This is a genomic window from Calditerrivibrio sp. (assembly GCA_026415135.1).
Taxonomy (GTDB): Bacteria; Chrysiogenota; Deferribacteres; order Deferribacterales; family Calditerrivibrionaceae; genus Calditerrivibrio.
Map to the genome: position 1 here is coordinate 1 of JAOAHS010000032.1, position 25,443 is coordinate 25,443.

Consider the following 25,443-nt stretch of genomic DNA (forward strand, 5'->3'; position numbering starts at 1 on the left):
TTTGGTTTAAATTCTTGAAAATAATTATTAAGCATAAAAACCCCGAATGTTTTTGACCTAAATTCACAACAATAGATACACAACAAAACAACACATAAAAATGAAAATCAACAAAAACAATAAATCAACAAATACTTATAATATAATTTTAATCGTAATAGTCAAAACATCTTATTAAATAGCAATATTTTTTCTATTTTTTATAACAATATAATATAATCGCTTATATGTATAATTCTATTTCGACATAATCAATACATCTTCGGCAATTCCTTTAATTTCACACAACATAATGATTACAATCAAGATAGCCTTAACCTGTTTAAATATTACGATTAAAACTAAAAAGGGGTGGTATTACCACCCCTATAATTTATTACTTGATTTATTACTGATGACCTTTCGGATTCTTTTTAAAATACTCTTTTACTTTTTCTGGATCTGGCTTCATTGTATCTTTACCAGGTCTCCAGCCAGCAGGGCATACCTCTCCATAAGTTCTTACATATTGAAGGGCATCGAGACTCCTTAAAATCTCATCAACATTTCTACCAATACCCAGATCATGGATCAGCTCAAACTGAACCTTACCCTCTGGATCTATGATAAATGTAGCTCTAAGAGCCATCCCAGCAGGAAGAAGCACTCCATAATCTTCAGATATCTTCTTTGTAAAATCAGCTACCAATGGATAAGCTATATCACCAAGACCACCTTCCTCTCTTGGCTGATTTACCCATGCAAGGTGAGAAAACTTACTATCGGTAGAAACACCTATTATCTCACAATTCCTCTTTTTAAATTCTTCCACAGCATCGCTTAATGCTGTAATTTCTGTAGGACAAACAAAGGTAAAATCCAATGGATAAAAGAACAATACAACCCACTTACCCTTATAATCCTCAAGATTTACTTTTACAAATTTCTTGTTTAAAACTGCATCGGCTTCAAATAATGGCGCTGCTTTTGATACTAAACTCATTTCTCTACCTCCACACTTTTTATAGTTGACAAATTATATTTTATATAATTTTAATAATTTGTCAATATAAAAAGACAAAAAAACTCTTAAAATACTATATAGCCATACCAGCTGGCAGTACAAATGTCCTCGTAGAAAGCTCTTTATCTATCATGAAAATACCATTTCCATCAGATTTTGTTAGCTTTAATTGATCTATTATCCCATTCACAGACGCCTCTTCTTCCACCTGCTCAGTTACAAACCACTGCAAAAATGCATTGGTTGCATGATCCCTCTCCTCAAGAGCAAGATCTACAAGGTTATAGATACATTTGGTGACGAATTGTTCATGCTTTAAAACCTCTTCAAAAGCTTTTAAAGGTGATTTAAAGTCTTTCTCAGGTTTTGGAATCTCTAATAACTCCACGGCTTCCCCTTGATCAAGAATATAGTGGTAAAACTTCATAGCATGAACCAGCTCCTCTTTCGATTGCACATAAAACCAGTTTGCAAAACCCTTAAGCCCCTGAGATGTGGCCCATGAAGACATAGAAAGATAAAGATACGAAGAGTAAATCTCATTTTTCACCTGCTCATTGAGAGCCTTTGCCATCTTTTTAGATATCATAACATGAAACCTCCAAATTTTTATAGATTATTATATAACAAATAAAGATAGAAAGCAATAAAATTATTTATAAAAATTCTAATTCAATATATTATCTGTTTTACAAAAGGTAATGACTCTAATTTCTGCAAAATCTTATCCAACTGTGACTTCCCGTTTAACTCCACTGTAAAGGTTTGTCTTGCATTTCCATCCTTCTGGGGCTTAGCAGATAGTTCCACTATATTAATAGCCATGTCTTTGAGTATAGTTGTAATTTCACTAAGGATACCTGGCTTATCGATGGTTATCGTTGTAATCCTAAAAGGTAATTTAACGTTTTTACCTTCTGCCCATTGGACGTCGATAATTCTATCTTCATTTGTTTTTGCAAGCTCAGCTAAATTTGTACAATCAGCCCTATGCACCACCAAACCTTTACCTACACTGATATAACCTTTGAGATTATCACCGGGCAAAGGGTGACAACATTTCGCTATATTAGTCAACACACCATCAATACCATCTATATTAAAGGGTGATGTTTTGGAAAAGGTAGGCTTTACAACCACCTCATCCTTCTCCTCAACTCTATGGAAGATATTAACTATCTGCTTTGGCGATACCCTACCAAAACCAACAGACTTAAATATATCCTCTTTAGTTTTTATCGAAAATTTATCAAGGATAGTTTTTATATTTCTCTCATCGTCGAGAAACTCCACTCCATTAATCCCCCTAAACTCAAACTCCTTTATCAAGAGTTCCTGTCCATTTTTTATGGCAAGATCCTCCTCTTTCTTTCTCAAATAGTTACGTATCCTTACCTTAGCACGGTTCGTTTTAACAAAATTGAGCCAATCAGATCTTGGCTCTTGTGTAGGAGACGTGATAATCTCCACTTTTTCACCGTTTTTCAATTTGTATTTCAGACTAACCATTTTGCCATCAACCTTAGCTCCAACACACTTTTCCCCCACCTTTGAATGGATAGCATAAGCAAAATCTATAGGTGTAGAGCCAACTGGAAGTTCAATGACATCCCCTTTCGGTGTAAACACATATATCTGAACGGGTAAAATATCCTCTTTTAAAGCCTCAACAAGATCCTGTGGTTTGTTCAGCTCTTTCTGTTCCAAAAGTTGTCTTAGCCATACGAAGGCATTGTCATCTTTTGGATTATATACTTTACCTTCCTTATATTTCCAGTGCGCAGCAATACCCTCTTCAGCGATCCTGTGCATCTCCTCTGTTCTGATCTGAATCTCAACATTCAAGCCATGAGGACCTACAACTGTAGTATGAAGTGATTGATACATATTTGGTTTTGGCATAGCAATGTAGTCTTTAAACCTACCTGGAATAGGTTTCCACAAATTATGTATAATCCCAAGTGTAGCATAACAATCAGAAACCGTTTTAACAATAACCCTTACAGCAAGTAGATCATATATCTCATCAAACGTGGTTTTCTTTTTAATCATCTTACTATATATGCTATAAAAATGTTTGGGTCTGCCAGTAACCTCAGCATCTATTTTAACATTTTTTAAATGAGCATCTAATAGGTTTATAACTTGGTTTAAATAGGACTCCCGTTCACTTCTCTTTAGCTTCACAAGGTTGTAGATTTCGTAATATTTTTCAGGGTTTAAAACTCTGAATGCCAAATCTTCAAGCTCCCACTTTATCCAAGCAATACCCAGCCTGTGGGCTAATGGTGCATAAATTTCCATTGTTTCCGTTGCTATTCGCTGTTTTTTCTCCTCACTTAAGTGATCTAACGTTCTCATATTATGGAGCCTGTCGGCCAACTTTATCACAATAACCCTAACATCCTTAGACATGGATATAAGCATCTTGCGAAAATTCTCAGCCATCTTTTCTTCTGTCGATTTAAAAGATATCTTACCTATCTTGGAGACACCATCCACAAGAAAGGCAACGTCTTCTCCAAACAATTGAGCTAATTCTTCATAAGTGGCATCAGTATCCTCTAATGTGTCATGCAAAATACCTGCAATTACAGTGTCAAGATCCATATTCATATTAGCTAAAATTAAGGCTACATTTAAAGGATGGGACAGGTATGGTTCACCACTTTTTCTTAGTTGTCCCCTGTGTTTCTGGGCTGCATACACATAGGCTTTGTGTAGCTTCTCTATGTTACCTATATTATTCTTTTGAAGAACTTCCTGTATATCCATTAATCTTACTAATTTATCCTTAGCCATTTAGCTACTCTTCTTAATATCTTTAATCTTTAACTGGATATTGGTACCACCTATCCAATTGTTAAGTTCTATTGTAAAAGCAATATCAAACAGATTATTCTCTTTTATTAGTTCCTTATATTCAGCCATATTAAATCCGATGATTTCAAAATACTTGCCATCTTTTGTTACAAACCCCTTTAAAACACTTTTATCCCTTCCAATAAAAGCAAATTCCTGAGCTTTAGATACCCTTTTCATAACAAATACAGGCTCTGGATTACAGTTACCAAATGGTCTTAGCTTATTGATAAAATCGAGAAAACTTTCAGTGATATCCTTAGGATCCAAAAAAGCATCTATCAAAAGTTCTGGCTCTAACTGATCTTGGGAAAAGTTTTTATTTAAATAATCCTCAAATCTTCGCTGTAGATGTCTTAGGTTTTTAGCATCCAATTTTAAACCTGCAGCATACTTATGCCCACCAAACTCTATTAAAATATCCCTGTTTGAACGCAGAAAAGCAAAAATATCTACAGATGAAATACTCCTTGCAGACCCTTTTGCAATATTGTTTTCAACCGTTAGCACGATGGATGGCTTCGAAAATCTTTCCACAAGTCTAGAAGCTATGATACCTATAACACCTGGATGCCAATTCTTAGAATAAACAATAATCCCTTTGTAACGATCGTTTATCCTTCGTCTTTGAATCTTTTCTAAAGTCTCTTTTAAAATATTTTTTTCTAAATCCTGTCTATACCTGTTTTCTGTTTCCAGTTCTTCGGAAAGCCATCTTGCCTCATTACTGTTTCTTGTTATGAGTAGTCTGACACTTGCCTTACTATTACCCATTCTACCCACTGCATTTATACGGGGAACAAGGCTAAATCCAATATTTGAAGTAGTTATGTCGGTATTGACTAAACCTGAAATCTTTTTCAACTCTTCTATACCAGGTCTATTTGAATTTTCTAAAAGTTTCAAACCATGCTTAACAAACACCCTGTTTTCATCGATCAACGGCACCACATCAGCTATTGTACCTAACGCTACGAGATCTAAAAAGCTTTTGATAGGTAATAGCTTTTTATCATATTTCCTTTCGTATAGATACTTTATTGCCATAGCAAATTTAAAAGCAACCCCAACCCCCGAGAGAAATTTGAAAGGATATGTATCACCAGGCTGTAATGGATTGATTATGGCATACGCCCCTTTTGGAATATCAAAATTAAGCTGATGGTGATCAGTAATAATAATATCAAGCCCTATTTTAGTGCCATAGTCTACCTCTTCTACAGAAGTTATCCCACAGTCAACGGTTATAACTAACCTCGCACCTTTAGATTTCAATTCATCTAAAGCCTCTTTATTCAAACTATAACCTTCCTCCAGTCTGTTAGGTATGTAATAATCGATATTTGGAGTCATTTGGGATAGAAACTCATACAACAAAGATGTAGCAGTAACACCATCTACATCGTAATCACCATATATGCAGATCTTCTCTTTTTGTTCAATAGCAGATAATACCCTCTTTACTGCCTTTGTCATATCTTTGAGCAAAAAAGGGTCATATAGATTACTTAAAGGCACTTCGAGGAAAGCAAGCAGATCATCTTTTTTATAAAACCCCCTTTTAGCAAGTACCTCAAGAATTGGTACAGGGACATCTGTAAAATGTATCTTTAAATCTAAAATCTTTTTTACATCTAACTTTTTGCAGATCCAACGGTATTTAGGGGTTTTATCTACTAATGCATAATCATTTTTCTCCATCTACCAGCCAAATGTTATTTTCTACTAATTTAATATTAATATTAATAAAGCATATTTTCAAGTACTTTTTAGATAAAGTCATAACTGGATAGTTCTGGCATTTTTATTGTGTTTAATATAGTAAAATTAGATATGGAGGAAAAAATGAAGAATATTCTACTATTAATCTTAGTGCTCTTTATGTTCGGTTTTTTTGGTGGAAAATACAAAACTGTCAAAGAGTCTAACGGGACCATAAGTATACCAATCAAAGAACTTGAAACAGAAAAAGCTAGTTTTTACAGGTACAAAGTTAATGACAAGGATATTAAGTTCTTTGCAATAAAACTAAAAGATGGTTCCATAAGAACAGCTTTTGATGCCTGTGAAATATGTTATCCTGCCAAAAAAGGTTATTCCCAACAGGGAGAGTTTATGATATGTAACAACTGCGGTCTTAAATTTCACCAATCTAAAATTGGAGTTATTGCCGGTGGCTGTAACCCATCACCCCTTAAAAGCACCATAACAAAAGACCAAATACTAATCTCCACCAAAGAACTTATAACACACTATAAATACTTTTAAGGTGAACTATGAATATATTTACCATTCCATTAAAGAATATTCGTAGGAAAAAAATAAGAACCTTAACAATATTGTTCATCTTTTCAGTAGGGATCATATCTGCTGTTTCCTTCTATAAAATATCAAATATTGTACTGTTAAGCTTTGAGGAAAAGTTAAACAAATATGGTGCAAACATTATAATTAATTCAAAAACAGATACATTAAATATCACATACGGCGGTGTAAACTTAGGCAGTGTTATGTATGACATCAAATATCTTAACCTATCAAAAAGCATAGAAAAAATTAAAAATATCAAGTTTAACAAAAACATAAGCACAATAGCACCCAAACTCATTGTGGTAAAAGAGTACAATAACAAAAGTTTGGGGTTTGTAGGAATTGAGTTTGAAAATGAGATAAAGCTAAAAAACTACTGGCACATAAACGGCAAACTACCCACTAAGGATAACGAGATAATCGCAGGCAACTTAACAGCTACCCTATTAAACCTTAAACCAGGCAGTACAATACAAGCTTTCGGAGAGACATTTATTGTAACAGGAGTACTGGATAAACTTGGTTCAGAGGAGGATCATCTTCTCTTTATTGATTTAAACAAACTCCAAAAGCTTTCAAATTTACCAAATAAAGCAAATTTCATAGAGATTGCAGCACTGTGTGCAGGCTGCCCCATAGATGATATTGTTGATGAACTGGAAAAAGCGCTACCAGATGCAGAGATAAATGCCGTTCAAAAAGTAGTTAAACAAAGAATGTCTGCCCTTCATTTCGTTGAACATCTTTCCTACGTAGTGATATCTATCATGCTACTTACTTCCTGCTTTATAATAGGACTTTTTGTCTTTAACTCTGTAAATGAAAGAAAAAAAGAGATTGGGATCCTCAGGAGTATGGGGTACGAAAAAAAAGATATTTTCATAATATTTAGTTTCGAAGGTGTCTTCATAGGCTTTTTCTCAGCTATTATAGGTTATATAATAGGTTTACTGCTTTCAAAAGAGATTTTGCAATACCTACACATTGATAAAAATAAGATAGTATTCAGTTTCCCTGAAATGATACTTTTAATCTTACTAGTCATGCTATTAACTCTACTTGCTTCCAGTTACCCATCATACAAAGGTACCAAAATTGAACCCTCTGATACAATTACGGCATTATAGGAGATTATTATGTTAACTGCTAAAGGCATAACAAAATCTTACAACAACAATAACAACAAAGTAACCGTCCTAAAAAGTATAAACATAGCAATAGATAAAGGTGACTTTGTTACAATCACAGGGAGATCAGGTTCTGGTAAGAGTACACTGCTAAACGTATTAAGTACACTTACCAATTACGATGAAGGTGAAATATACTTTGAGCAAACATTGATAAACCACAAAAACGAAAAACATATAAACCATCTAAGAAGATATGACTTCGCCTTCATATTTCAGCTATATCACCTAATTCCATACCTTAACGCTCTCGAAAACGTCCTACTACCATTTTCCTACAGCATTAAAAAAATAGACATGAACCATATTGAGTTGGGAAAGTTTGCGCTTGACAAAGTAGGTTTAAAAGGGAAATATTATAGATTACCAGGAGAGTTATCCGGTGGAGAACAACAAAGAGTTGCTATCGCAAGGGGTATAGTCAAAAAACCAAAAATTGTGTTTGCAGATGAGCCCACTGGCAGCCTTGATGAAAAAACTTCAGCAGAAATTATTGAACTCATACAAGCACTAAACTACGAAGGTATGACAATTGTTATGGTTACACATGAACAAAAGCTTGCCAAATTAGGCAATAAAACCTACGTTATGGAAGATGGAAAGATTACTATTTAGCCATCTTTATATTCCAACCTCTAAGAAAAATGTACTTCTCGTCATTATTGCCACATTGCTCGTTACCTATCTACACTATTCGGTCTCAGATAGCTTTCACATAATACACATCATGCATTATTACATGTATTATCTCATAGTAATCTATGCAGCCATAAAAATGGGGCTTTTGGGTGGTATTGTTGCTTCATTTTTTATTTCAATACTTTATGATTATGAAATCTACCTCTATCTATTGGATATCCCCCATTACAAGCTGAGATCTTTTGTTGAGGTCATAATGCTTTTCACTGTAGGGGGATTTACAGGATACTTCTCTCAAAAACTATTTGAAGAAAATCAAAAACTACAGCATACCAAAAATGAGCTTTTAAAAACATTAAATGAACTACAGAAAAACATAGATGAAAAAACAAAGATGGAAAAAGAATTATCACGTATAGATAAACTACGACTCATGGGAGAAATAAGCGCTTCTATAGCTCATGAAGTAAGAAACCCCCTCTCAGCAATTAAATCAGCAGCAACCCTGATCAGTAACAATAACATGAGTGATGACCTTATAAATATAATCATTAAAGAGAGTGAACAGTTAGAAAAATTTGTCTCCAAGTTCACACAATTTATTCGAAAATCAGAAATCAAAAAGGAAAAAATAAACATACCTGAATTCCTCGTTGAACTTGAAGACTATGTTAAGATGTATATAAAGGATAAAAACAAAAAATATTCTATAAAAGACCGAAGCAAGATAACTGAAATATACACAGATAAAATAGCGTTAAAACATATCTTATTAAACTTGATTATTAATGCTTTTGAAGCCACCCAAGACATAAATAATGGGAGAGTTGAGATAGAGTTTTACAATGATAATAACCATGTATACTTTTCTATTTGGGATAACGGAGTTGGTATAAAAAAAGATCATATCGACAAAATATTTGAACCCTTTTTCACAAACAAAGAAGAAGGAACAGGCTTAGGTCTCTCCATATCTTTAAAATTGGCAACAGAATTAGGAGGTACTATCCTGTTAGAACATCTCGATGGAACAAAATTTATCCTGAGGTTACCTATATGAACAACAAAGTCTTACTCATCGAAGACAACGAATCCCTTTCCAAGATTATTAAATTACTCTTAGAAAAGGAAAACATAAATGTCATTTGGTCAAAGAATCTTTCTGAAGCTTTTTATAACATAAACACTGATGATTTTGATGTAATCATAACAGACTTAAGATTACCCGATGGTGATGGCTATGAAATATTCAAAAAGATTCAGGAAATAGATTCGGAGATACCTGTTATCATCATTACCGCCTACGGGAATGTAGCAGATGCGGTAAATGCTGTAAAAAATGGGATTTACGACTACATATCTAAACCTTTTGACAACGATGAGTTTGTAATCACTGTAAGACGAGCTATCTCTTATTCGAACATCAAAAAAGAGAACAAAAACCTTAAAACTATAAAAGAAGAATCCATAAAAACAAAAATTATTGGTGAGAGCAAACCTATAAAAAACATGATAGAAAAACTAAATTTGGTAGCACCTACTGATGCTCCTGTTCTCATATTAGGTGAAAGCGGTGTAGGAAAAGAATTAGTCGCAAAATATATTTACAGTAAAAGCCTAAGAAAAGATAAGGCATTTATTACTGTAAACTGTTCAGCAATCCCTGAAAATCTTTTTGAAAGTGAATTTTTTGGTCATAAAAAAGGTGCTTTTACAGGTGCCGACGCAGATAAAAAAGGGAAACTTGAAGAAGCTGACGGTGGAACAATCTTTTTAGATGAAATAGGAGATATCCCATTAACAATACAACCAAAGCTTTTACGTTTCTTACAGGAAGGGGAGATAGAAAAAGTAGGTGACAGTAAGACAAAAAAATTATCGGTAAGGATCATAGCAGCTACTAACAGAGATCTAAAAAAAATGACTGAAGAGGGTTCTTTTAGAGCTGATCTTTTTTATAGGCTCAATATCTTCCCCATACATGTTCCTCCACTTAGAGAAAGAAAAAGCGATTTACAAGAGCTTATCCAATTCTTTTGCAAAAAGTATAGAAAACAGCTAATTTTTGAAGAAAACACCTTTACTTATCTTTTTAATTACGACTGGCCTGGAAATGTAAGGGAAATTGAAAATCTTATCTATAGACTTACCATTATTTGCAAAGACGGTATTGTAAAAAAACAACACCTCCCACCAGAAATATACCCAGAAAAAGAGGCAAAAAATTGTATTTTAGATACTTTACCAGAAGATGGATTAGACTTAGAAGAACTGGAAAAAAATATTATTGAAATGACCTTGAAAAGGTTTAATGGAAATAAAGCAAAAGCAGCAAAATACCTCAAATTACCAAGACACAAACTGATATATAGATTAGAAAGATATGGTATAAAATAATAATTAAAAAGCTCCAGTAAAAAAAACAAAATTAAAGAATATTCTTCAAAAGAAACGATTATCTTCTGGCATTTTATTTGTATTTTATTGAATCAAAAAAAATAATTTGAGGTGCGATATGAAAAAACTTTTAGTATCTGTGCTAACCTTTTGTATGTTAAGTGTTTCTGCCTTTGCTATGGATCATTCCCAACATTCAAATTCCGCCAGCGGTAAAGTATCATCATCTGGCGAACACAAAAAAATGGCCTGTATGACTGGGAAAAATGAAGGTAATATGATCCCCCTCAGTAAATCAATAGCAGAAGATATTGTTGAAGAACAGATCCTCAACAGGCTAAAAAACTTTTCTATAGTAAAGTCTGAAAAAAACGATCATGGGTTTGATATCTATGTAAAAGATAACAACGGAAACAACTTTAAAATAACCCTCAAAGGCCACATAATATCTTCAGGATTAGAACCTGTAAAACAATAATATCTGGGGGACCACCCCCATTTTTTATTCATATATTGAAATTTTATTCTATTACTTTATAATAATTCTATGAGTTATTTTGAATTCAGTTCTACATTTGACCATAGTCTTGAAGAACTTTTTAGTTGGTATGAGAGAAAGGGGATTATTTGCCGTCTAATACCACCATGGGAGGATGTAAAGGTTATAAGAGAACCTGATAATCTTCAAGATGCAGAAGCCACTTTTATATTAAACATTACCCCTTTCATCCGTTTTGTCTGGCATGCTAAGCATACAGATTATATAAGGTATAAGCAATTCAAAGATATTCAGTTAAAAGGACCCTTTAGACGGTGGGAACATACACACATTTTTAATAAGTTAGATGAAAACAGCTCCCTACTAAAAGATGTTATATATTACGAGCCTATGTTTAACATGTTTTTAATACCTGAAAAGCTTGTAGCATCTAAACTCAAAAGAACATTTAGATACAGATATACCATTACAAAAAACGATCTATCTTTCATCTCAAAATATAACAACTCTAGTCCTATGAATATAGCAATAGCAGGCTCAAATGGTACCATAGGAAGAGAACTCGTACCTATACTCAGAAGTCACGGTCATAGGGTATACAGAATAGTTAGAACACCATCAACCGAAAAAGATACAATTCTTTTTGACATAGAAAAAGGGGTTTTAAAAGGTAATTTCGATACTATAGACACAGTCATAAATCTCGCAGGAGCACCCATAGCTGAAGGAAGATGGACTGTTGAGAAATTAAGAGATATAGAAAACAGTAGAATTTTCTTCACCAAGCAATTAATAAAAGCTCTAAGCCAAACAAACACTACCAACCTCCACTTCATAAATGCCTCTGCCATAGGTTATTACGGTGAAAACAATCATCCCCTTGACGAACAAGGTCCAAAAGGGAAAGGATACATTGCAGAACTCTGTCACCAATGGGAAGAGTCAGCTAAAAATGATCTATTTAAAACAACTATACTTAGAATAGGGGTAGTATTGACTCCCAAAGGTGGTGCCCTCAAGAAACTATTATCTCTTACAAAATATAACCTTTCGGCAGTGCTCGGCAGTGGCAACCAATTTATTAGTTGGATAAGTATAGATGATGTCATTTACGCTATATGCCATATAATATACAATAAGCTAACTGGTGTATTCAACATTACAGCACCCAATCCAGTCACCCAAAAGGAACTAGTGGATATACTGTCCAAAAGATTAAAAAAGGTACGTTTCCTTACACTTAATGAACATATTGTAAAAACATTATACGGTACCTTAGGGACAGAAATACTTCTATCCAGCTGTAGAGCAATCCCAGAGCACCTGACAAAAACCAGTTTTACCTTTTATTTTCCCCAACTAAACTCCACCATTGACCATCTGTTAGGAGTAGTGGATGAGTGAAAAAAACAGATCCCTTTTTTACACAATAATAATGCTCGCTCTTATATTTGGATTCATGCACCATTTTTTTCCAGAGATACATTTTGAAAGATTACACATTTTTCTACTTAATCTCTGCACAGGTGGTACTTTGATTATCTACTTCACAGAAGGCAGTATAGTTTTTACAAGAAAAACTACTATCTTTTTTATATCCTCCTTTTTATATGCCATATTTGCCTTTTTGGAAAAATATGAACTTGCTATTATAATAGCCATTATTATGTTCTTAGTTGTAGAATCCGTGAGACTAAAGAGATTTGGTTTCTTCCCTATTCAATTTTTTAACAACAACTATAAGATGTCAGAAAGATTTCATCATGCTTCATTACTATGCCTATCCATAGGTCTTTTGTTGTCAACATTCGCTATAATAAATCATAAGTATCTGAACCTACTACCTTTTAGAAAATTCGAGTTAAATACATTTTTCTTGGGATTTTCATTCCCGGTATCCCTTATCACCCTTTCGATAATATTTTCCACAATGCAAAAAGCCCCTTCTCTATTCCAACGTTTCCTTAAGTTTGCATCTTTTTGGATAATAAATCTTGGTGTAGTGATCTTTTTTATATTTATCTTGTTTGAAAACCACCGTTTAGAACTTATTATCTCCAGTATCCTCTTCATCACTGTTACAACAGTATTTGTCTTATATTACAGATTAGGATATGCAGAACAACGAAAACTTTTCCTATCATCAGGAATAACATTTCTTATCTTCACAGCCATAACAGGGATAGCATATATAGCTCTCTATTTTACAGCTTTTAATACCCCAGAATTATCAAAATTGATAAAAGACCTTCATCGTATAATTTCTTTATACGGGTGGAATCTTACAGGTTTGTCCGTAATAGTGAGATTTAGGGATTTTCCGATAGAGTTAAACTCATATCAGGTAATCCTACTTCACTGGTTAACTGTTTCAATATTTATACCTCTTGGATACTATATAAGCTTTTTTGCCCTTTTGGCAGTGTTATTTTTTGGGGCATTCCTCTATATAATGTTTTATAGCAAAAGAATATTAGCTTAGGTTAAAAATCTCTTCAACTCTTTTATACCTAAAATCAAATATCTCCTTAAGTTTTACACTTACGTAAAAGTGCAATATATCTCCCAAAAAGCCGTATGGCATTATATAATCAACATCATCCACCATTAAAACATAACTTTCTTTGGGTAAAAAAAGATGTTTATGATGCCAAAACTTATAGGGGCCAAACCTCTGTTCATCCACAAAAAACTCAAAGTCTCTCACATGGGTTATCTCAGTAATCCATTTAATTGGTATACCTAATACAGGTCTTATCCTATATTCTATGATCATACCAGCATACATTCTTTCAGGAATATCGGTAATAACCCTAAAATCAAGCCAGTGCGGTGTTATTGTGGAGAGGTTTTTAGGTGAAGAAAAAAATTGCCAAACTTTTTCCACCTCTGAAAAAATCTTCTGCTCTCTGTAAATTTTTCTAAGTTTCATGCTAACCCAACTTTAATAAAAAAGGGAATAGATCCGTTAAAAAAGATACTATCGAAGTCAAAGACCCTGAGATCATCAAAATCCCTATTAAAATAAGCATAGCCCCAGCGATCTTTTCCACAACAATCACATACTTTGATGCTTTTTTAATACTACCTATTACAAAGCCTAAAGCTATCGCTGATAATAAAAATGGAATCCACAGTCCAAGTGAATAGACAAAAAGCAGCATTACTCCGTGGGAAAGAGTACTCTCCTTTGCAGCTAAAGACAAAACACCAGCCAGAATAGGTCCAACACAAGGTGTCCAGCCCAACACAAAAGCAACACCCAACAGAAATGCCTCTACAAAAAATGGAGCATTGATCTTTTTAAAGTTCCACTTTTTTTGTAGTAAAAGTGTGTTTATTTTATACAACCCCATCAGATGAACCCCAAGTATTACTACAATCACACCCGCAATTTTTTCGAAATAATTGCGGTACTCATTTAACGCTTTTCCCACACCTGTAGCTGACGCTCCCAGCGCCACAAAGACTAAGGTAAAACCCAGACCAAAAAAAATCGCCCCCAAAAACGCTTTGAGCCTTGCACCCTTACACCCTTGTGTGGTAAGACAATCTATACTCTCTCCAGAAATAAAAGAGATATACCCTGGTAATAAAGGTAACACACATGGAGATAAAAACGTCAATAGCCCAGCTAAAAAAACCCCATAAAAAGTTAACTCTTCCATATCTACTCCATTTATTTAATCGATATTAATTTATATGCCTGTGGACCTATTGTCAAGTTCGTGTTGTAATTTTGAATAAAGGATGTATATTAGTCATTATGAAACTAAATATAATATCTTATGAAGCAATAGAAAGAGGTAACATCGATCTTAAATCTCTTTATGATGTAGTAGAAAAAACTATTCTACTTAAATCAACAGGAGCTATAGAACTTCCTCCTAAACCAGCTATTTACCCACGAAAAAACAGCTTTATAAACGTCATGCCCGCTTACATAAAAAATGAAGATATAGCTGGTATGAAATTGGTTTCCTACTATCCTGAAAATAGCCAATACAACATACCAACAATAAATGCACTTATCATACTGTGTAATCCTGAAAATGGATTACCCGAATATATCATAGATGGTAATTGGATAACAGCATACCGTACTGCTGCAGTATCTGCGGTTACCTTAAAAAAAATAACTGACAAAAAGAACCTTGTTTTGTCCATTATAGGATCTGGAGTACAGGCAAAAAGCCATATTGACGTATTTTCTACAATATTCTCAATTAAAAAGATATATCTACATTCGAGAAATCAAAAAACTGCCAAAAACTTAAAAAAATTTACAACAGATAGATATAACTTAGAAATAATAATTACAGATATTAATACTGCACTCTCAGAAGCAGATGTAGTCATCTCTGCAACGACCATATCAAAAGATCTAAGACCCTTCCTCGATCCTACCCTAACTAAAAATGATACAATCATCCTACCTGTGGATTACGCTTCCCCTTGGTATGAAACCCTTTTCTCACTAAACAAAAATATCGTTACGGATGATAAAAACCAATTTTTAAAATACCATGAAACTGGATATTTCAAAGGCTTCAACGATCAAAACACGCTGTTTGATATTTCAGAAAACCATCCAAAGGATGCAAGATTAGCAATAAATTTAGGTATCGGGGCGTTTGACCTTGTTATCGCCCATTTAATCAAAAACAAGATAAAAACCGATAGGATAATTGATCTATGAAAGATAAAGCCGAAGAGATAAGAATCAAAGCAAAATACAAGGAATTAATACTTAAAGGCAAAATCAAACTACCCCTTGAAGCAGCTAAAAAATTAACTGGGCCAGATACGGCCTATCACCTTTATAAAAACCAAATGAACAAAGAAAAAAGTTAAATTCATTTTAACTACGCCAACACAATAAAATCTATTGACTTTTTATCACAAAAGAGATATTTCTAACCAAAAGCACCTATTTTCAGTTAACTTTAACTTAAAAAGGAGGATTTGAATGAAAAGAAGAGATTTTATTAAAAAAGCTGCAACTGTAGCTTCCGTAGCAACAGCAACTACTGTCATTGGCGCCCCTGCCATCCATGCAGCACCAAAATACAATTGGAAAATGGTTACCACATGGCCTCCAAAATTCCCAGTTTTCCAAGAAAGTGCCGAAATGATTGCAAAATCTATTAAAGAGATGTCAGATGGTAGACTCAATATACATGTTTATGGTGGCGGTGAGCTTGTTCCTGCATTTGAAGCATTTAATGCTGTAAGCGCTGGAACTGTTGAGATGGGTCACGGCTGTCCCTACTATTGGGCTGGAAAGGTTCCGGGAGCTCAGCTCATAGCTGCTGTACCTTTTGGAATGAACAGCCAGCAGGTAAATTCATGGATCACCTCAGGTAATGGGCTCAAACTATGGGAAGAACTGTATGCCCCCTTCAACGTAGTACCATTTTTAGTGGGTGAATGCGGCATGCAGATGGGTGGATGGTTTAGAAAAGAGATCAAGAGCCTTAATGATATAAAAGGTCTCAAGATGAGAATCCCAGGTCTTGGTGGTAAAGTTATTACTAAGGCTGGTGGTACATCAGTTACTGTTCCTGCTTCAGAGGTATTTACAAACCTTGAAAGAGGTGTCATAGATGCTACAGAGTGGGTTGGACCATACCATGACTACATATTAGGTCTATATAAAGCTGCTAAATTCTACTATTATCCAGGTTGGCACGAACCAGGTACTGTCATCGAAGCTTTCATAAACAAAAAAGCCTGGGAAACACTCCCATCAGATCTCAAAGCAATAGTAAAAGCGGCTTGTGCCCAATCAAATGCCTGGATGGTAGCCGAGTTTGACGCCAAAAACAATTTTTATCTTGAGAAATTGAAAAAAGAACACGGAGTTAAAGTGTTTAAATTCCCAGAAGATGTTATGAAGGAGTTTAGCAAACTCTCTATAGAAGTTGTAGAAGAGATTGCTTCTAAGGATCCAATGTCCAAAAAGATATGGGAAGACTATAAAAAATTCATGATAAATATAAGAGACTTACATAAAAACTCAGAATTTGCCTACGCAGATTTTATATTTTAAGATTAAGGGGGCACCAACCCCCTTTTTTTAATTTCTAATCCTACAAGTTCTAAAATTTTATCCCCAATTATGTTATAATAGATATGAAAGCTTATGATCTGGTATAAAAGTGATATAACCCAAATTTTTGAATACCTTGCAACGTCAGAAAATGGTCTTTCAACTGAAGAAGCCAAAAAAAGGATAAAACTATACGGCTTTAATAAATTACCCGACTCAAATAAAATTAATATATTCAAAATTATTCTACATCAGTTTACAAGCCCACTAATTTACATACTTATAATCTCCGGTGTAATCACCTTTTACCTCAATGAGTATATAGATTCCTTTGTAATATTTGCAGTAGTAATTTTAAATGCCCTCATAGGTTTTCCCCAAGAACTAAAGGCTGAAAAAAATGTAAAAGCCCTAAAAGAGATGTTACTACCAAAAGTGAGTATCATAAGGGATGGGGTAGCTAACGAAATAAATAACCACGACATCGTTCCCGGTGATATCGTTTTATTATCATCAGGGATGAGGGTACCAGCTGATATCCGTTTGATCTATACCAATGAACTTAGAATTGACGAATCTATACTGACTGGGGAGTCTATACCCGCCAATAAAACAGACAAAACTATATCAGAGGACAACCTCACCCCTGGCGATCAAAAAAACATGGCTTTTATGGGGACATTGATAGTAAGTGGACGAGGTAAAGGGGTTGTGGTTGCCACCGGAACATCTACAGAAATTGGTAAGATAGCAAAAAACCTTTACGAAATAGAATCCTCCCAAGCTCCCATAAAAACAAAAATTGAAAAGTTTACAAAAGAGATCGGTACTTTTATAATGCTTGCCTCTTTAATAATCTTTTTTATTGGATTAATAAAAGGTATTAGCGTTAAAACCATGTTCTTGACATCAATTGCTGTAGCCGTTGCTGCTATACCTGAAGGGTTGCCCATTGTTGTCACCATAGCATTGTCTGTTGGAGTAGCAAGGATGGCAAAGAAAAACGCAATTATCAGGAAACTACCGGCAGCAGAAACCCTCGGTAGCACTACCATCATATGCTCCGACAAAACAGGAACGCTAACAAAAAACGAGATGACCGTTCAAAAAGTCTTTTCCAAAAACACAGTCTATGATATCAAAGGATCTGGATATATACCAAAAGGTGAAATATTAAAAGATGGAAAACAGGTTTTATTAAAAGAGTTTGATAACCTTTACCTAACATTCTTAGTGGGGGCTTTATGTAACGAATCAACTATCAACATAATAAACGATAAACCTAAGATAACCGGTGATCCCACAGAAGTAGCTCTTATTATTTCAGCAATGAAAGGGGGTCTAAAGATCGATCATCTTAAATCAGTATTTAAACTGCTATACACAATACCTTTTGAATCAGAAAAAGGATTTATGGCTACCTTTCATAAACATAATGATACATTTTTTATATTTGTAAAAGGTTCTCCAGAAAAGATTTTCGAACTTTGCTCTTTCCATAGTGAATTGTCTCAACTTGAAGCTATAAAAACTGCTGAAACCTTTTCAAAAGATGGGATGAGAGTCTTGGCTTTTGCATACAAAGAGATATCTAAAAACACAGCGATATTGTATCAAACTACTGGCCAAAGTGAATATATACATAATGAGCTAAAGGAACTCACATTTGTGGGACTTCAAGCAATGGTGGATCCTCCAAGACCAGAAGCAATAGAAGCAATAGCAGGTTGTAGAAAGGCTGGAATACGAGTGGTCATGATTACCGGAGATCATGCCCTTACAGCAAAAACAATAGCAAAACAGCTACTTATAATAATAGATGAGGAAGAGGTTTTAATCGGTAAAGATATAGAAAACATGAACGACGATGAACTGTTGGAAAAGGTAAAGTATATAAATGTTTATGCAAGAGTTACACCGGAACACAAACTGAGAATAGTAAACCAACTCAAAAGATTGGGTCATATCGTTGCTGTCACAGGGGATGGGGTAAATGATGCACCAGCTTTAAAATCAGCCCATATAGGTGTAGCAATGGGTAAATCTGGTACAGATGTTGCAAAAGAAGCTTCAGACATGGTACTTACAGACGATAATTTTGCAACTATCTATAAAGCAGTAAAAGAGGGGCGCATTGTTTTTGAAAATATAAGAAAAGTGACCTTTTTTCTCATTCCAACAGCTCTTGGGTCTATACTATCTATACTGGGCACACTGCTTATGAACATACCTATTCCATTAGTACCAGCCCAACTACTCTGGATAAATATAGTAACCAACGGACTACAGGATGTTTCTTTAGCTTTTGAACCAGGTGAAAAAGGTATTGAAACAAGACCACCCAGAAAACCTGAAGAACCGATCATGTCCAAAACCCTTATTGAAAGGACATTTTTAATAGGTATTCTCATCGCTCTAGGTGTCATTTATATCTTTCAACACACATTGGACAAAGGGTACAGTATAGAAAAAGCAAGAACTATGGCTATGACCACTATGGTCTTTTTTCAATTCTTTCAAGCTTGGAATGCTCGTTCTGAAACTGTATCGATATTTAAAATAGATCCTCTCAGCAACAAATTCCTCTTTTTCAGTCTTATTGCTGCCACTTTAGCCCAACTGGCTGTCATATACTTACCACAACTTCAATGGATATTTAGAACAGAACCTTTGAACTGCAATGACTGGCTTCTATTGCTCTTTATATCATCCAGTGTTGTGATTTTAGTAGAAGTGGATAAATATTTGCGTAAAAAACTAAAGTAACAAAAGTAAATAGATAAAAACTTGATTTTTTTCCAATTAACATTACAATGAAAATAAATGGGGGTTTATGGAGAAAAATACTACGATCATTTCAGTTGCAAGTGGTAAAGGTGGGGTAGGTAAAAGCAATTTTTCACTAAATCTATCTTTAGCTCTTGCAGAAAAAAACAAGACAACTGCCCTATTCGATGCAGATCTTTCTTTGGGTAATGCCTCTTTGTTACTTGGTACTAATCCCCAAAAAACCATTTTAAATCTTGTAGAAGAGGATGTCTCCATCAATGACATCGTTTACAAAAACAAGAAATATGACAATTTTCTACTAATCCCTGCTGGTACAGGGATTACGAAGTTTGCCAACCTCAGTAAAACCGATAAAGAGAAGATCACCTTCAAGATAAATGAATTCAAATCTAATGTAGACTTTTTCGTTATTGACACCGCGGCAGGTGCCTCTGATGAGGTTTTACATTTTATAAAAATGTCAGATATCTTGATTTTGATTATAATACCTGAAATCACATCCATCAAAGATGCCTATGGTCTTTTAAAAATCCTAAAAGATAAAGAGATCATAAAGAAAACATATGTCGTGATAAATAGAGCAAGATCAAAAAGTCAGGTAAAAAACATTTTTGAAAAGTTTGAGGAAACTGTAAAAAAATTTTTAAACCTGGATATCGAGCTATTAGGCCCAATACCTTTTAACCCCAAAATCTCTGAGGCTGTAAATAATCAAACACCCATCTTGTATTATGAACCTGAGGGTAGCACTGCCAATCTCTTCAGACAGTATGCTAATCTATTTTCGGAGTATATGATTGGTAAAAGGGAGATTAACGATCTCTTATCCAATTTAATTCTAGTAAATAAAGAAGAGGACCTGTACAGCGAAGAAACAACCCAGATAAAACCTGTTGTAGATGAATCTATTTTTTTTAGTTTGGAGCAAAATATAAATAAGATAATCTCAGAAATAAACAATATTAACAAGACGATAAAAATAAACTTAAGAAGAAACCTATTAAACCTCCCAAAAGACGATTATTTTTCTGAATTTCAAGTAGGCAGAGAGCTTGTTTTCATAGAAAAAAATAGTTACTACATCACTTCAACTATCTTAGGATGGGACTTTGGAAACTATCTTTTTGTAAAGATAAACAAAAAATTATTAGACTTTTTAGAAAACACAACCATAATCTCTGCTCGATACAGCTATCAGGATAAACTTATAGAGTTTAAAACAAAACTACTGCACAAACCATCAGAATTAGATGAAATCGCCCTCTTTTCTTATCCCAAAAAATACATAGAAACCTCATTAAGAGGAAATAAGAGATATAAGGTGAACTTAGGGGCTATTATACTCATTGGTAATAATGTATATAAAGGTAAAATTATAGATCTAAATCAATCTGGAGCACTAATAGAATCAGAAGTATCTATGAATTTAGAAGATATATGTAGAATATCATTTGTTCTACCGGATGGTAAACTGATAGAAAATATAGCATGTAAAGTAAAAAACATAAGAGATGTAACAAAATATGGTGTAAGCTTCGAATCGATTTCACCTCTATCGCTCAGAAGATTAAGCAATTTTTTTGAAATATATGAAAGGATAACTGGGGGTAAAGAATCGATCACAGAAGTTAAAAAGACAGAAGGTAATTTGGAGAATATAAGTCCCATGGATTTAGTACAAGTTCTATCCATATCAAATAAAATATGTGTTTTAGAATTAGTAGGCAATGAAATATCTGGAAAGATCTATTTTGATAAAGGATCTGTCGTACACGCCGAATCTAAAAACCTATCTGGTCTCGATGCCTTTTATTTTCTAATGGAATTAGCAGAAGGGGAGTTTTTAATAAACGACATGCCCTCATCAAACATTACCCAAAGAACCATATCAAAATCTACCAATCAACTGCTACTTGATTCAGCATTTGTTATAGACACCAGGAAAAACCTATTAAAAAACAAGACGGATATTTAATCCGTCTTCATCAATCTATGGTTATTAGATCGTACTCCCTTTTACCCAAGCCAAGATATTCCGCATGAGAAAGTTGAATTTCAGGCGACAGATACGGATATATATCCACAAAAGGATCCTTACCAGCAAACTGTTTCAACACTAAATCATAAGAAGCCTGATCAATGGCTACAGGATCAGTGGATGATAAAAATCCAATATCTGCACATATAGGTGCATCATTACCTGGGTAACAATCACAAGCTGGACTTATATTTATAAGAAAATTTACGTATAATATCTTACCTCTTAGGGCCTTATGTACCCCCAAAGCATACTCAGCCATTTTTAATTGGGTGTTTTCTGTTGTCTCATCCCAGTTTATACCTATTGCCCCCTCAGGACACACAGCTATGCATCTGGCACAACCGGTACATTTTTCATTAATAAAAGCTTTGGGCTTTATATCTATAGCACTGTGGGCACATGCTGAAAGACATCTACCGCAGGAAGTGCACTTTTCTTGATGGACTTTCGGTCTGGTAACAGAATGCATCTCAAGCTTACCCTGCCTTGAAGCACAACCCATGGATAAATTTTTTATAGCTCCACCAAAACCTGATACCTCATGCCCTTTGAAATGGGACACACAAACCATACCATCAGCATTCACTATATCTGAAGCCAATTTTACACTTTTTAAATATTTGCCACCGATCTCCACATCAACACTGTTCTCCCCCCTGAGACCATCTGCAATAATTGTAGGTACGCCAAGAGTGGAATAACCAAAACCATTTAAATTAACATTGTGCAGATGATCCACACTGTTAGTCCTCATCCCAACATAGAGCGTATTTGTATCTGTAAGATAAGGATTTGTCTTTAAATTTTTTAAGACTTCAACTACAGGCCTAAGATAAATTGGGGAAACAAAAGCGGTATTACCCAACTCCCCAAAATGGGTTTTGATAGCTATGATCTCACCTTTTGAAAAAAACTTTTCAGGAGAACATTTATTTAGGAGCTTTTTTATTTTGTTAAGGGAAGAAGTATGTTTTTTATTTTTTACTGATGCAAAGTAAACAGTTGGCCTCATACGATTACTCCAAATTAAATACCACGGTTTTTATCTCCGTCATCTCTTCAACTGCAAATCTTGGACCTTCTCTACCTGTCCCAGAAAGTTTTACACCACCATAAGGCATTTGATCAACTCTAAAAGTAGGCATATCGTTTATCATCACACCACCCACTTCTAACTCATCTATAGCTTTAAAAGCTGATTTTATGTCTTTTGTAAATATGCCTGCCTGAAGCCCAAATTTCGAATTGTTCGATTTTTCAATAGCTTCTTCTAAGGTCTTATATTTCATAACACATACAACAGGCCCAAAAATCTCCTCACTTACCACCTTCATCGTTTCATTCGTATCAGACAGGACAGTAGGCTCCAAAAGAGCCCATACCCTTTTCCCACCACACAAAAGCTTAGCCCCTTTGGCGATAGCTTCATTTATCCACTCTTCGACCCTTATCGCTTCTCTCTCCTCTATCATTGGCCCTACTACCACATTTTCATCCAATTGAGAGCCAAAAGGTGTGTGTCTTACAGCATTCACAAATTGTTTGGTGAACTCCTCATAAATATCTTCATGTACATAAATCCTCTGAATACTGATACAAACCTGTCCAGAGTTTGCAAACCCACCTATCACACATTTAGGGAGAGCAGATGATATGTCAGCATCTTTATGTATAATCACAGCCGAGTTATTACCAAGCTCGAGGGTAACCTTTTTCATCCCAGCCTTTTTCTTTATCTCAAGACCCACTTCTGGTGAGCCAGTAAAACTAATCATAGCAATCTTATCTGACTCCACCATTCTATTCCCCACTACAGAACCAGACCCAACTAAAAGAGTAATACCCTCTTTAGGTAAACCAGCTTCTAATAGTATTTCCACAAGCTTGGCTGAGGTAAGTGGTGTCGTTGTTGCCGGCTTTAAAACAATAGCATTACCCGCAGCAATAGCAGGGGCAACTTTATGTGCAACAAGGTTTAGAGGGAAATTAAAAGGTGTTATGGCACCTATAACACCCAAAGGGTATCTTTTATAATAGCCAAATCTATTTTTACCTGTTGCTGCAGCATCCAACGGGATTAATTCCCCAGACAACCTTCTGGCCTCGTCAGCAGCAAACTGAAACGTCTCTGAACTCCTTAGCACTTCACCCTTAGCAAATCTCATCGCTTTACCACTTTCAAGAGCAATCGTCTTGGCAAGGGTATCAAAGTTGTCTAAAATGAGCTTTGAAGCTTTGCTCAAAATCTCACCTCGCTCTTTGGCTGTAAGTTTGGCCATTATCGACCTATTATTATAAGCATAATTTATCCCCCTATCCGTCCATTCATTGTTTGATATACATATTTTTGATATCAAAGAGTTATCGTATGGATTTAGTACATCTATATAACTTCCGGTATCAACCCAATTACCCTCGATGAATAACTTTTGCACCTGCATAGCTACCTCCCTTTTTTTGATTAAGATTATCATTTTATCTCTTGACTTTCAACAAATTTTTTATAATTTCGTTTTATATGGAGAACTTTGGCGGATTTGGAAAAATACTCATTACAATAGGTGTACTTCTTATTATTGTAGGCTTATTTTTTCATTTTGGTGAAAAAATAGGTTTAGGTAGGTTACCCGGCGATATAAATATAAAAAAAGATAACTTTAGCTTCCATTTCCCCATAGTTACTTCAATCATTATCAGTATTATTCTAACAATTTTGTTAAATATTTTTTTTAAAAAGTAGGAACAAAAAACCCCGCCATTTAGGCGGGTGTAATTTTCTTGGTAAGTGGAACTATCCTCTTACAACATTTGCAGCTTGCGGACCTTTAGGACCTTTTACGATATCAAACTTTACTTTGTCTCCCTCTTTAAGGCTCTTAAAACCATCCATTGCAATTGCAGAGTAATGTACAAATACATCCTCTCCTGTTGAGCTGGTAATAAAACCATACCCTTTTGTGTCGTTAAACCACTTAACTGTTCCTGTGTTACTCATAACATTTCACCTCATTGTTAAATTACAGAGCTATCTGCTCTAAAATTAATATAGCAGTTTTAATGGGTTTGTCAAACAATATTTTTAAAAAAATAAAAAATGTTTTAAAAAAAGTAGTGAAATATATAGTCAATTCTACCTCTTTTTATTAAATAAATTCCGCTAAATTTCATAACCTCTTTAATTTTCAACCTCATCTCATGCTTGTAGCAATGTATCTTACAATCTTTACACTTAGGCTTGGGGTCAAGGGGACACTTTTCATCCCTCTTCAGAGCGTACTCCAAGAGATAGGCACATTCCCCACATAAACCATCCATAGAAAGGCTTGCCCCATTTTTTAAATGATGCTCCCTGCAGTATATACTTATAAACCTTTTTAAAGTTTTTGCATCTTTTTTTATTCTCTTTGATTTTTCCATTTCAGTAGTCTATACCAGCCTTTTGAACATACTTCTTATCAAAAGCATGACAAGGTGTAACACCGTACACCATAGAGCATTTGGGGCATCTTGCTTCAAATGTCTCCATTAAAAAATGTTCACCACATTCACATTCCACCTCAAATGGTGAAGACATGAATTGATTATTAAACCCCATAAGTCTTAATTTGTCCACTACCTCCTTACCATTTTCAAAATTCCCTGAACAACCCTGATGCATAGTTC

At 34.6% G+C, this 25,443-nt stretch carries 25 protein-coding genes; 14 read left to right on the forward strand and 11 right to left on the reverse strand.

Going from position 1 to position 25,443, the window contains the following annotated elements:
* Positions 1-388: 388 nt before the first annotated feature.
* The 4 genes from N3C60_05790 to recJ form a co-directional block, all read right to left on the reverse strand.
* Positions 389-982, reverse strand: coding sequence for a peroxiredoxin (locus tag N3C60_05790; protein ID MCX8084416.1), 594 nt, complete (start codon positions 980-982; stop codon positions 389-391).
* A gap of 94 nt (positions 983-1,076) precedes the next feature.
* Positions 1,077-1,592 (reverse strand): ferritin, encoded by a 516-nt coding sequence (locus N3C60_05795; protein ID MCX8084417.1) that lies wholly within the window; start codon positions 1,590-1,592, stop codon positions 1,077-1,079.
* A gap of 83 nt (positions 1,593-1,675) precedes the next feature.
* Entirely contained in the window at positions 1,676-3,805 is a 2,130-nt protein-coding gene (locus tag N3C60_05800) for a bifunctional (p)ppGpp synthetase/guanosine-3',5'-bis(diphosphate) 3'-pyrophosphohydrolase (GenBank protein MCX8084418.1), read from the reverse strand.
* The gene (recJ, locus tag N3C60_05805; GenBank protein ID MCX8084419.1) at positions 3,806-5,566 is read right to left on the reverse strand and encodes a single-stranded-DNA-specific exonuclease RecJ; all 1,761 of its coding nucleotides are present in this window, start codon (positions 5,564-5,566) and stop codon (positions 3,806-3,808) included. It abuts the gene before it with no gap.
* Positions 5,567-5,710: 144 nt separating this feature from the next.
* Here recJ and N3C60_05810 point away from each other — a divergent pair, with 144 nt between their 5' ends.
* The 8 genes from N3C60_05810 (at position 5,711) to N3C60_05845 (ending at position 13,379) form a co-directional block, all read left to right on the forward strand.
* Positions 5,711-6,133: a DUF2318 domain-containing protein gene (locus N3C60_05810; GenBank protein MCX8084420.1), complete on the forward strand. Its 423-nt coding sequence runs from the start codon at positions 5,711-5,713 to the stop codon at positions 6,131-6,133.
* Between the two features lie 8 nt (positions 6,134-6,141).
* A complete protein-coding gene (locus N3C60_05815; GenBank protein MCX8084421.1) occupies positions 6,142-7,302 on the forward strand; it encodes an FtsX-like permease family protein in 1,161 nt (386 codons plus the stop codon).
* 9 nt (positions 7,303-7,311) lie between these two features.
* Positions 7,312-7,977, forward strand: a complete 666-nt coding sequence (locus tag N3C60_05820; GenBank protein MCX8084422.1) for an ABC transporter ATP-binding protein — start codon at positions 7,312-7,314, stop codon at positions 7,975-7,977.
* Positions 7,958-9,061 (forward strand): ATP-binding protein, encoded by a 1,104-nt coding sequence (locus N3C60_05825; GenBank protein MCX8084423.1) that lies wholly within the window; start codon positions 7,958-7,960, stop codon positions 9,059-9,061. Before N3C60_05820 ends, N3C60_05825 begins: the two co-directional genes overlap by 20 nt.
* The gene (locus tag N3C60_05830; GenBank protein ID MCX8084424.1) at positions 9,058-10,398 is read left to right on the forward strand and encodes a sigma-54 dependent transcriptional regulator; all 1,341 of its coding nucleotides are present in this window, start codon (positions 9,058-9,060) and stop codon (positions 10,396-10,398) included. Before N3C60_05825 ends, N3C60_05830 begins: the two co-directional genes overlap by 4 nt.
* A 118-nt stretch (positions 10,399-10,516) precedes the next feature.
* Complete coding sequence (locus N3C60_05835) at positions 10,517-10,876, forward strand: hypothetical protein (protein ID MCX8084425.1); 360 nt, start codon at positions 10,517-10,519, stop codon at positions 10,874-10,876.
* 69 nt (positions 10,877-10,945) lie between these two features.
* On the forward strand, positions 10,946-12,301 hold the full coding sequence (locus N3C60_05840; GenBank protein MCX8084426.1) for a TIGR01777 family oxidoreductase: 1,356 nt from the start codon (positions 10,946-10,948) through the stop codon (positions 12,299-12,301).
* Positions 12,294-13,379: a hypothetical protein gene (locus N3C60_05845; GenBank protein ID MCX8084427.1), complete on the forward strand. Its 1,086-nt coding sequence runs from the start codon at positions 12,294-12,296 to the stop codon at positions 13,377-13,379. The genes N3C60_05840 and N3C60_05845 overlap by 8 nt, the downstream gene beginning before the upstream one ends.
* Here N3C60_05845 and N3C60_05850 read toward each other — a convergent pair.
* Together N3C60_05850 and N3C60_05855 are read right to left on the reverse strand one after the other, a co-directional pair.
* Positions 13,371-13,829, reverse strand: a complete 459-nt coding sequence (locus tag N3C60_05850) for an SRPBCC family protein (protein ID MCX8084428.1) — start codon at positions 13,827-13,829, stop codon at positions 13,371-13,373. The two genes, N3C60_05845 and N3C60_05850, sit on opposite strands and share 9 nt — an antisense overlap.
* A 1-nt stretch (position 13,830) precedes the next feature.
* A complete protein-coding gene (locus N3C60_05855; protein MCX8084429.1) occupies positions 13,831-14,565 on the reverse strand; it encodes a cytochrome c biogenesis protein CcdA in 735 nt (244 codons plus the stop codon).
* Between the two features lie 98 nt (positions 14,566-14,663).
* On the opposite strand from N3C60_05855, the gene N3C60_05860 reads away from it, so the two are divergent.
* The 5 genes from N3C60_05860 (at position 14,664) to N3C60_05880 (ending at position 21,714) form a co-directional block, all read left to right on the forward strand.
* On the forward strand, positions 14,664-15,596 hold the full coding sequence (locus tag N3C60_05860) for a hypothetical protein (protein ID MCX8084430.1): 933 nt from the start codon (positions 14,664-14,666) through the stop codon (positions 15,594-15,596).
* On the forward strand, positions 15,593-15,751 hold the full coding sequence (locus tag N3C60_05865) for a hypothetical protein (GenBank protein ID MCX8084431.1): 159 nt from the start codon (positions 15,593-15,595) through the stop codon (positions 15,749-15,751). Before N3C60_05860 ends, N3C60_05865 begins: the two co-directional genes overlap by 4 nt.
* A gap of 115 nt (positions 15,752-15,866) precedes the next feature.
* Positions 15,867-16,949 carry a TRAP transporter substrate-binding protein gene (locus N3C60_05870; GenBank protein ID MCX8084432.1) on the forward strand — a complete coding sequence of 361 codons (1,083 nt, stop codon included), beginning with the start codon at positions 15,867-15,869 and terminating at the stop codon, positions 16,947-16,949.
* A gap of 93 nt (positions 16,950-17,042) precedes the next feature.
* Complete coding sequence (locus N3C60_05875) at positions 17,043-19,715, forward strand: HAD-IC family P-type ATPase (GenBank protein MCX8084433.1); 2,673 nt, start codon at positions 17,043-17,045, stop codon at positions 19,713-19,715.
* A gap of 67 nt (positions 19,716-19,782) precedes the next feature.
* Positions 19,783-21,714 carry a P-loop NTPase gene (locus N3C60_05880; GenBank protein MCX8084434.1) on the forward strand — a complete coding sequence of 644 codons (1,932 nt, stop codon included), beginning with the start codon at positions 19,783-19,785 and terminating at the stop codon, positions 21,712-21,714.
* A gap of 10 nt (positions 21,715-21,724) precedes the next feature.
* On the opposite strand, the gene N3C60_05885 is transcribed toward N3C60_05880, so the two are convergent.
* Entirely contained in the window at positions 21,725-22,792 is a 1,068-nt protein-coding gene (locus tag N3C60_05885; GenBank protein MCX8084435.1) for a DUF362 domain-containing protein, read from the reverse strand.
* A 4-nt stretch (positions 22,793-22,796) separates the two neighbouring features.
* A complete protein-coding gene (locus tag N3C60_05890; GenBank protein MCX8084436.1) occupies positions 22,797-24,221 on the reverse strand; it encodes an aldehyde dehydrogenase family protein in 1,425 nt (474 codons plus the stop codon).
* A 77-nt stretch (positions 24,222-24,298) separates the two neighbouring features.
* On the opposite strand from N3C60_05890, the gene N3C60_05895 reads away from it, so the two are divergent.
* On the forward strand, positions 24,299-24,520 hold the full coding sequence (locus N3C60_05895; GenBank protein MCX8084437.1) for a DUF2905 domain-containing protein: 222 nt from the start codon (positions 24,299-24,301) through the stop codon (positions 24,518-24,520).
* A 51-nt stretch (positions 24,521-24,571) separates the two neighbouring features.
* On the opposite strand, the gene N3C60_05900 is transcribed toward N3C60_05895, so the two are convergent.
* The 3 genes from N3C60_05900 to N3C60_05910 form a co-directional block, all read right to left on the reverse strand.
* Complete coding sequence (locus N3C60_05900; protein ID MCX8084438.1) at positions 24,572-24,775, reverse strand: cold-shock protein; 204 nt, start codon at positions 24,773-24,775, stop codon at positions 24,572-24,574.
* A gap of 104 nt (positions 24,776-24,879) precedes the next feature.
* Entirely contained in the window at positions 24,880-25,197 is a 318-nt protein-coding gene (locus N3C60_05905) for a nitrous oxide-stimulated promoter family protein (GenBank protein MCX8084439.1), read from the reverse strand.
* Position 25,198: 1 nt separating this feature from the next.
* Positions 25,199-25,438 (reverse strand): hypothetical protein, encoded by a 240-nt coding sequence (locus tag N3C60_05910; GenBank protein MCX8084440.1) that lies wholly within the window; start codon positions 25,436-25,438, stop codon positions 25,199-25,201.
* Positions 25,439-25,443 lie beyond the last annotated feature (5 nt).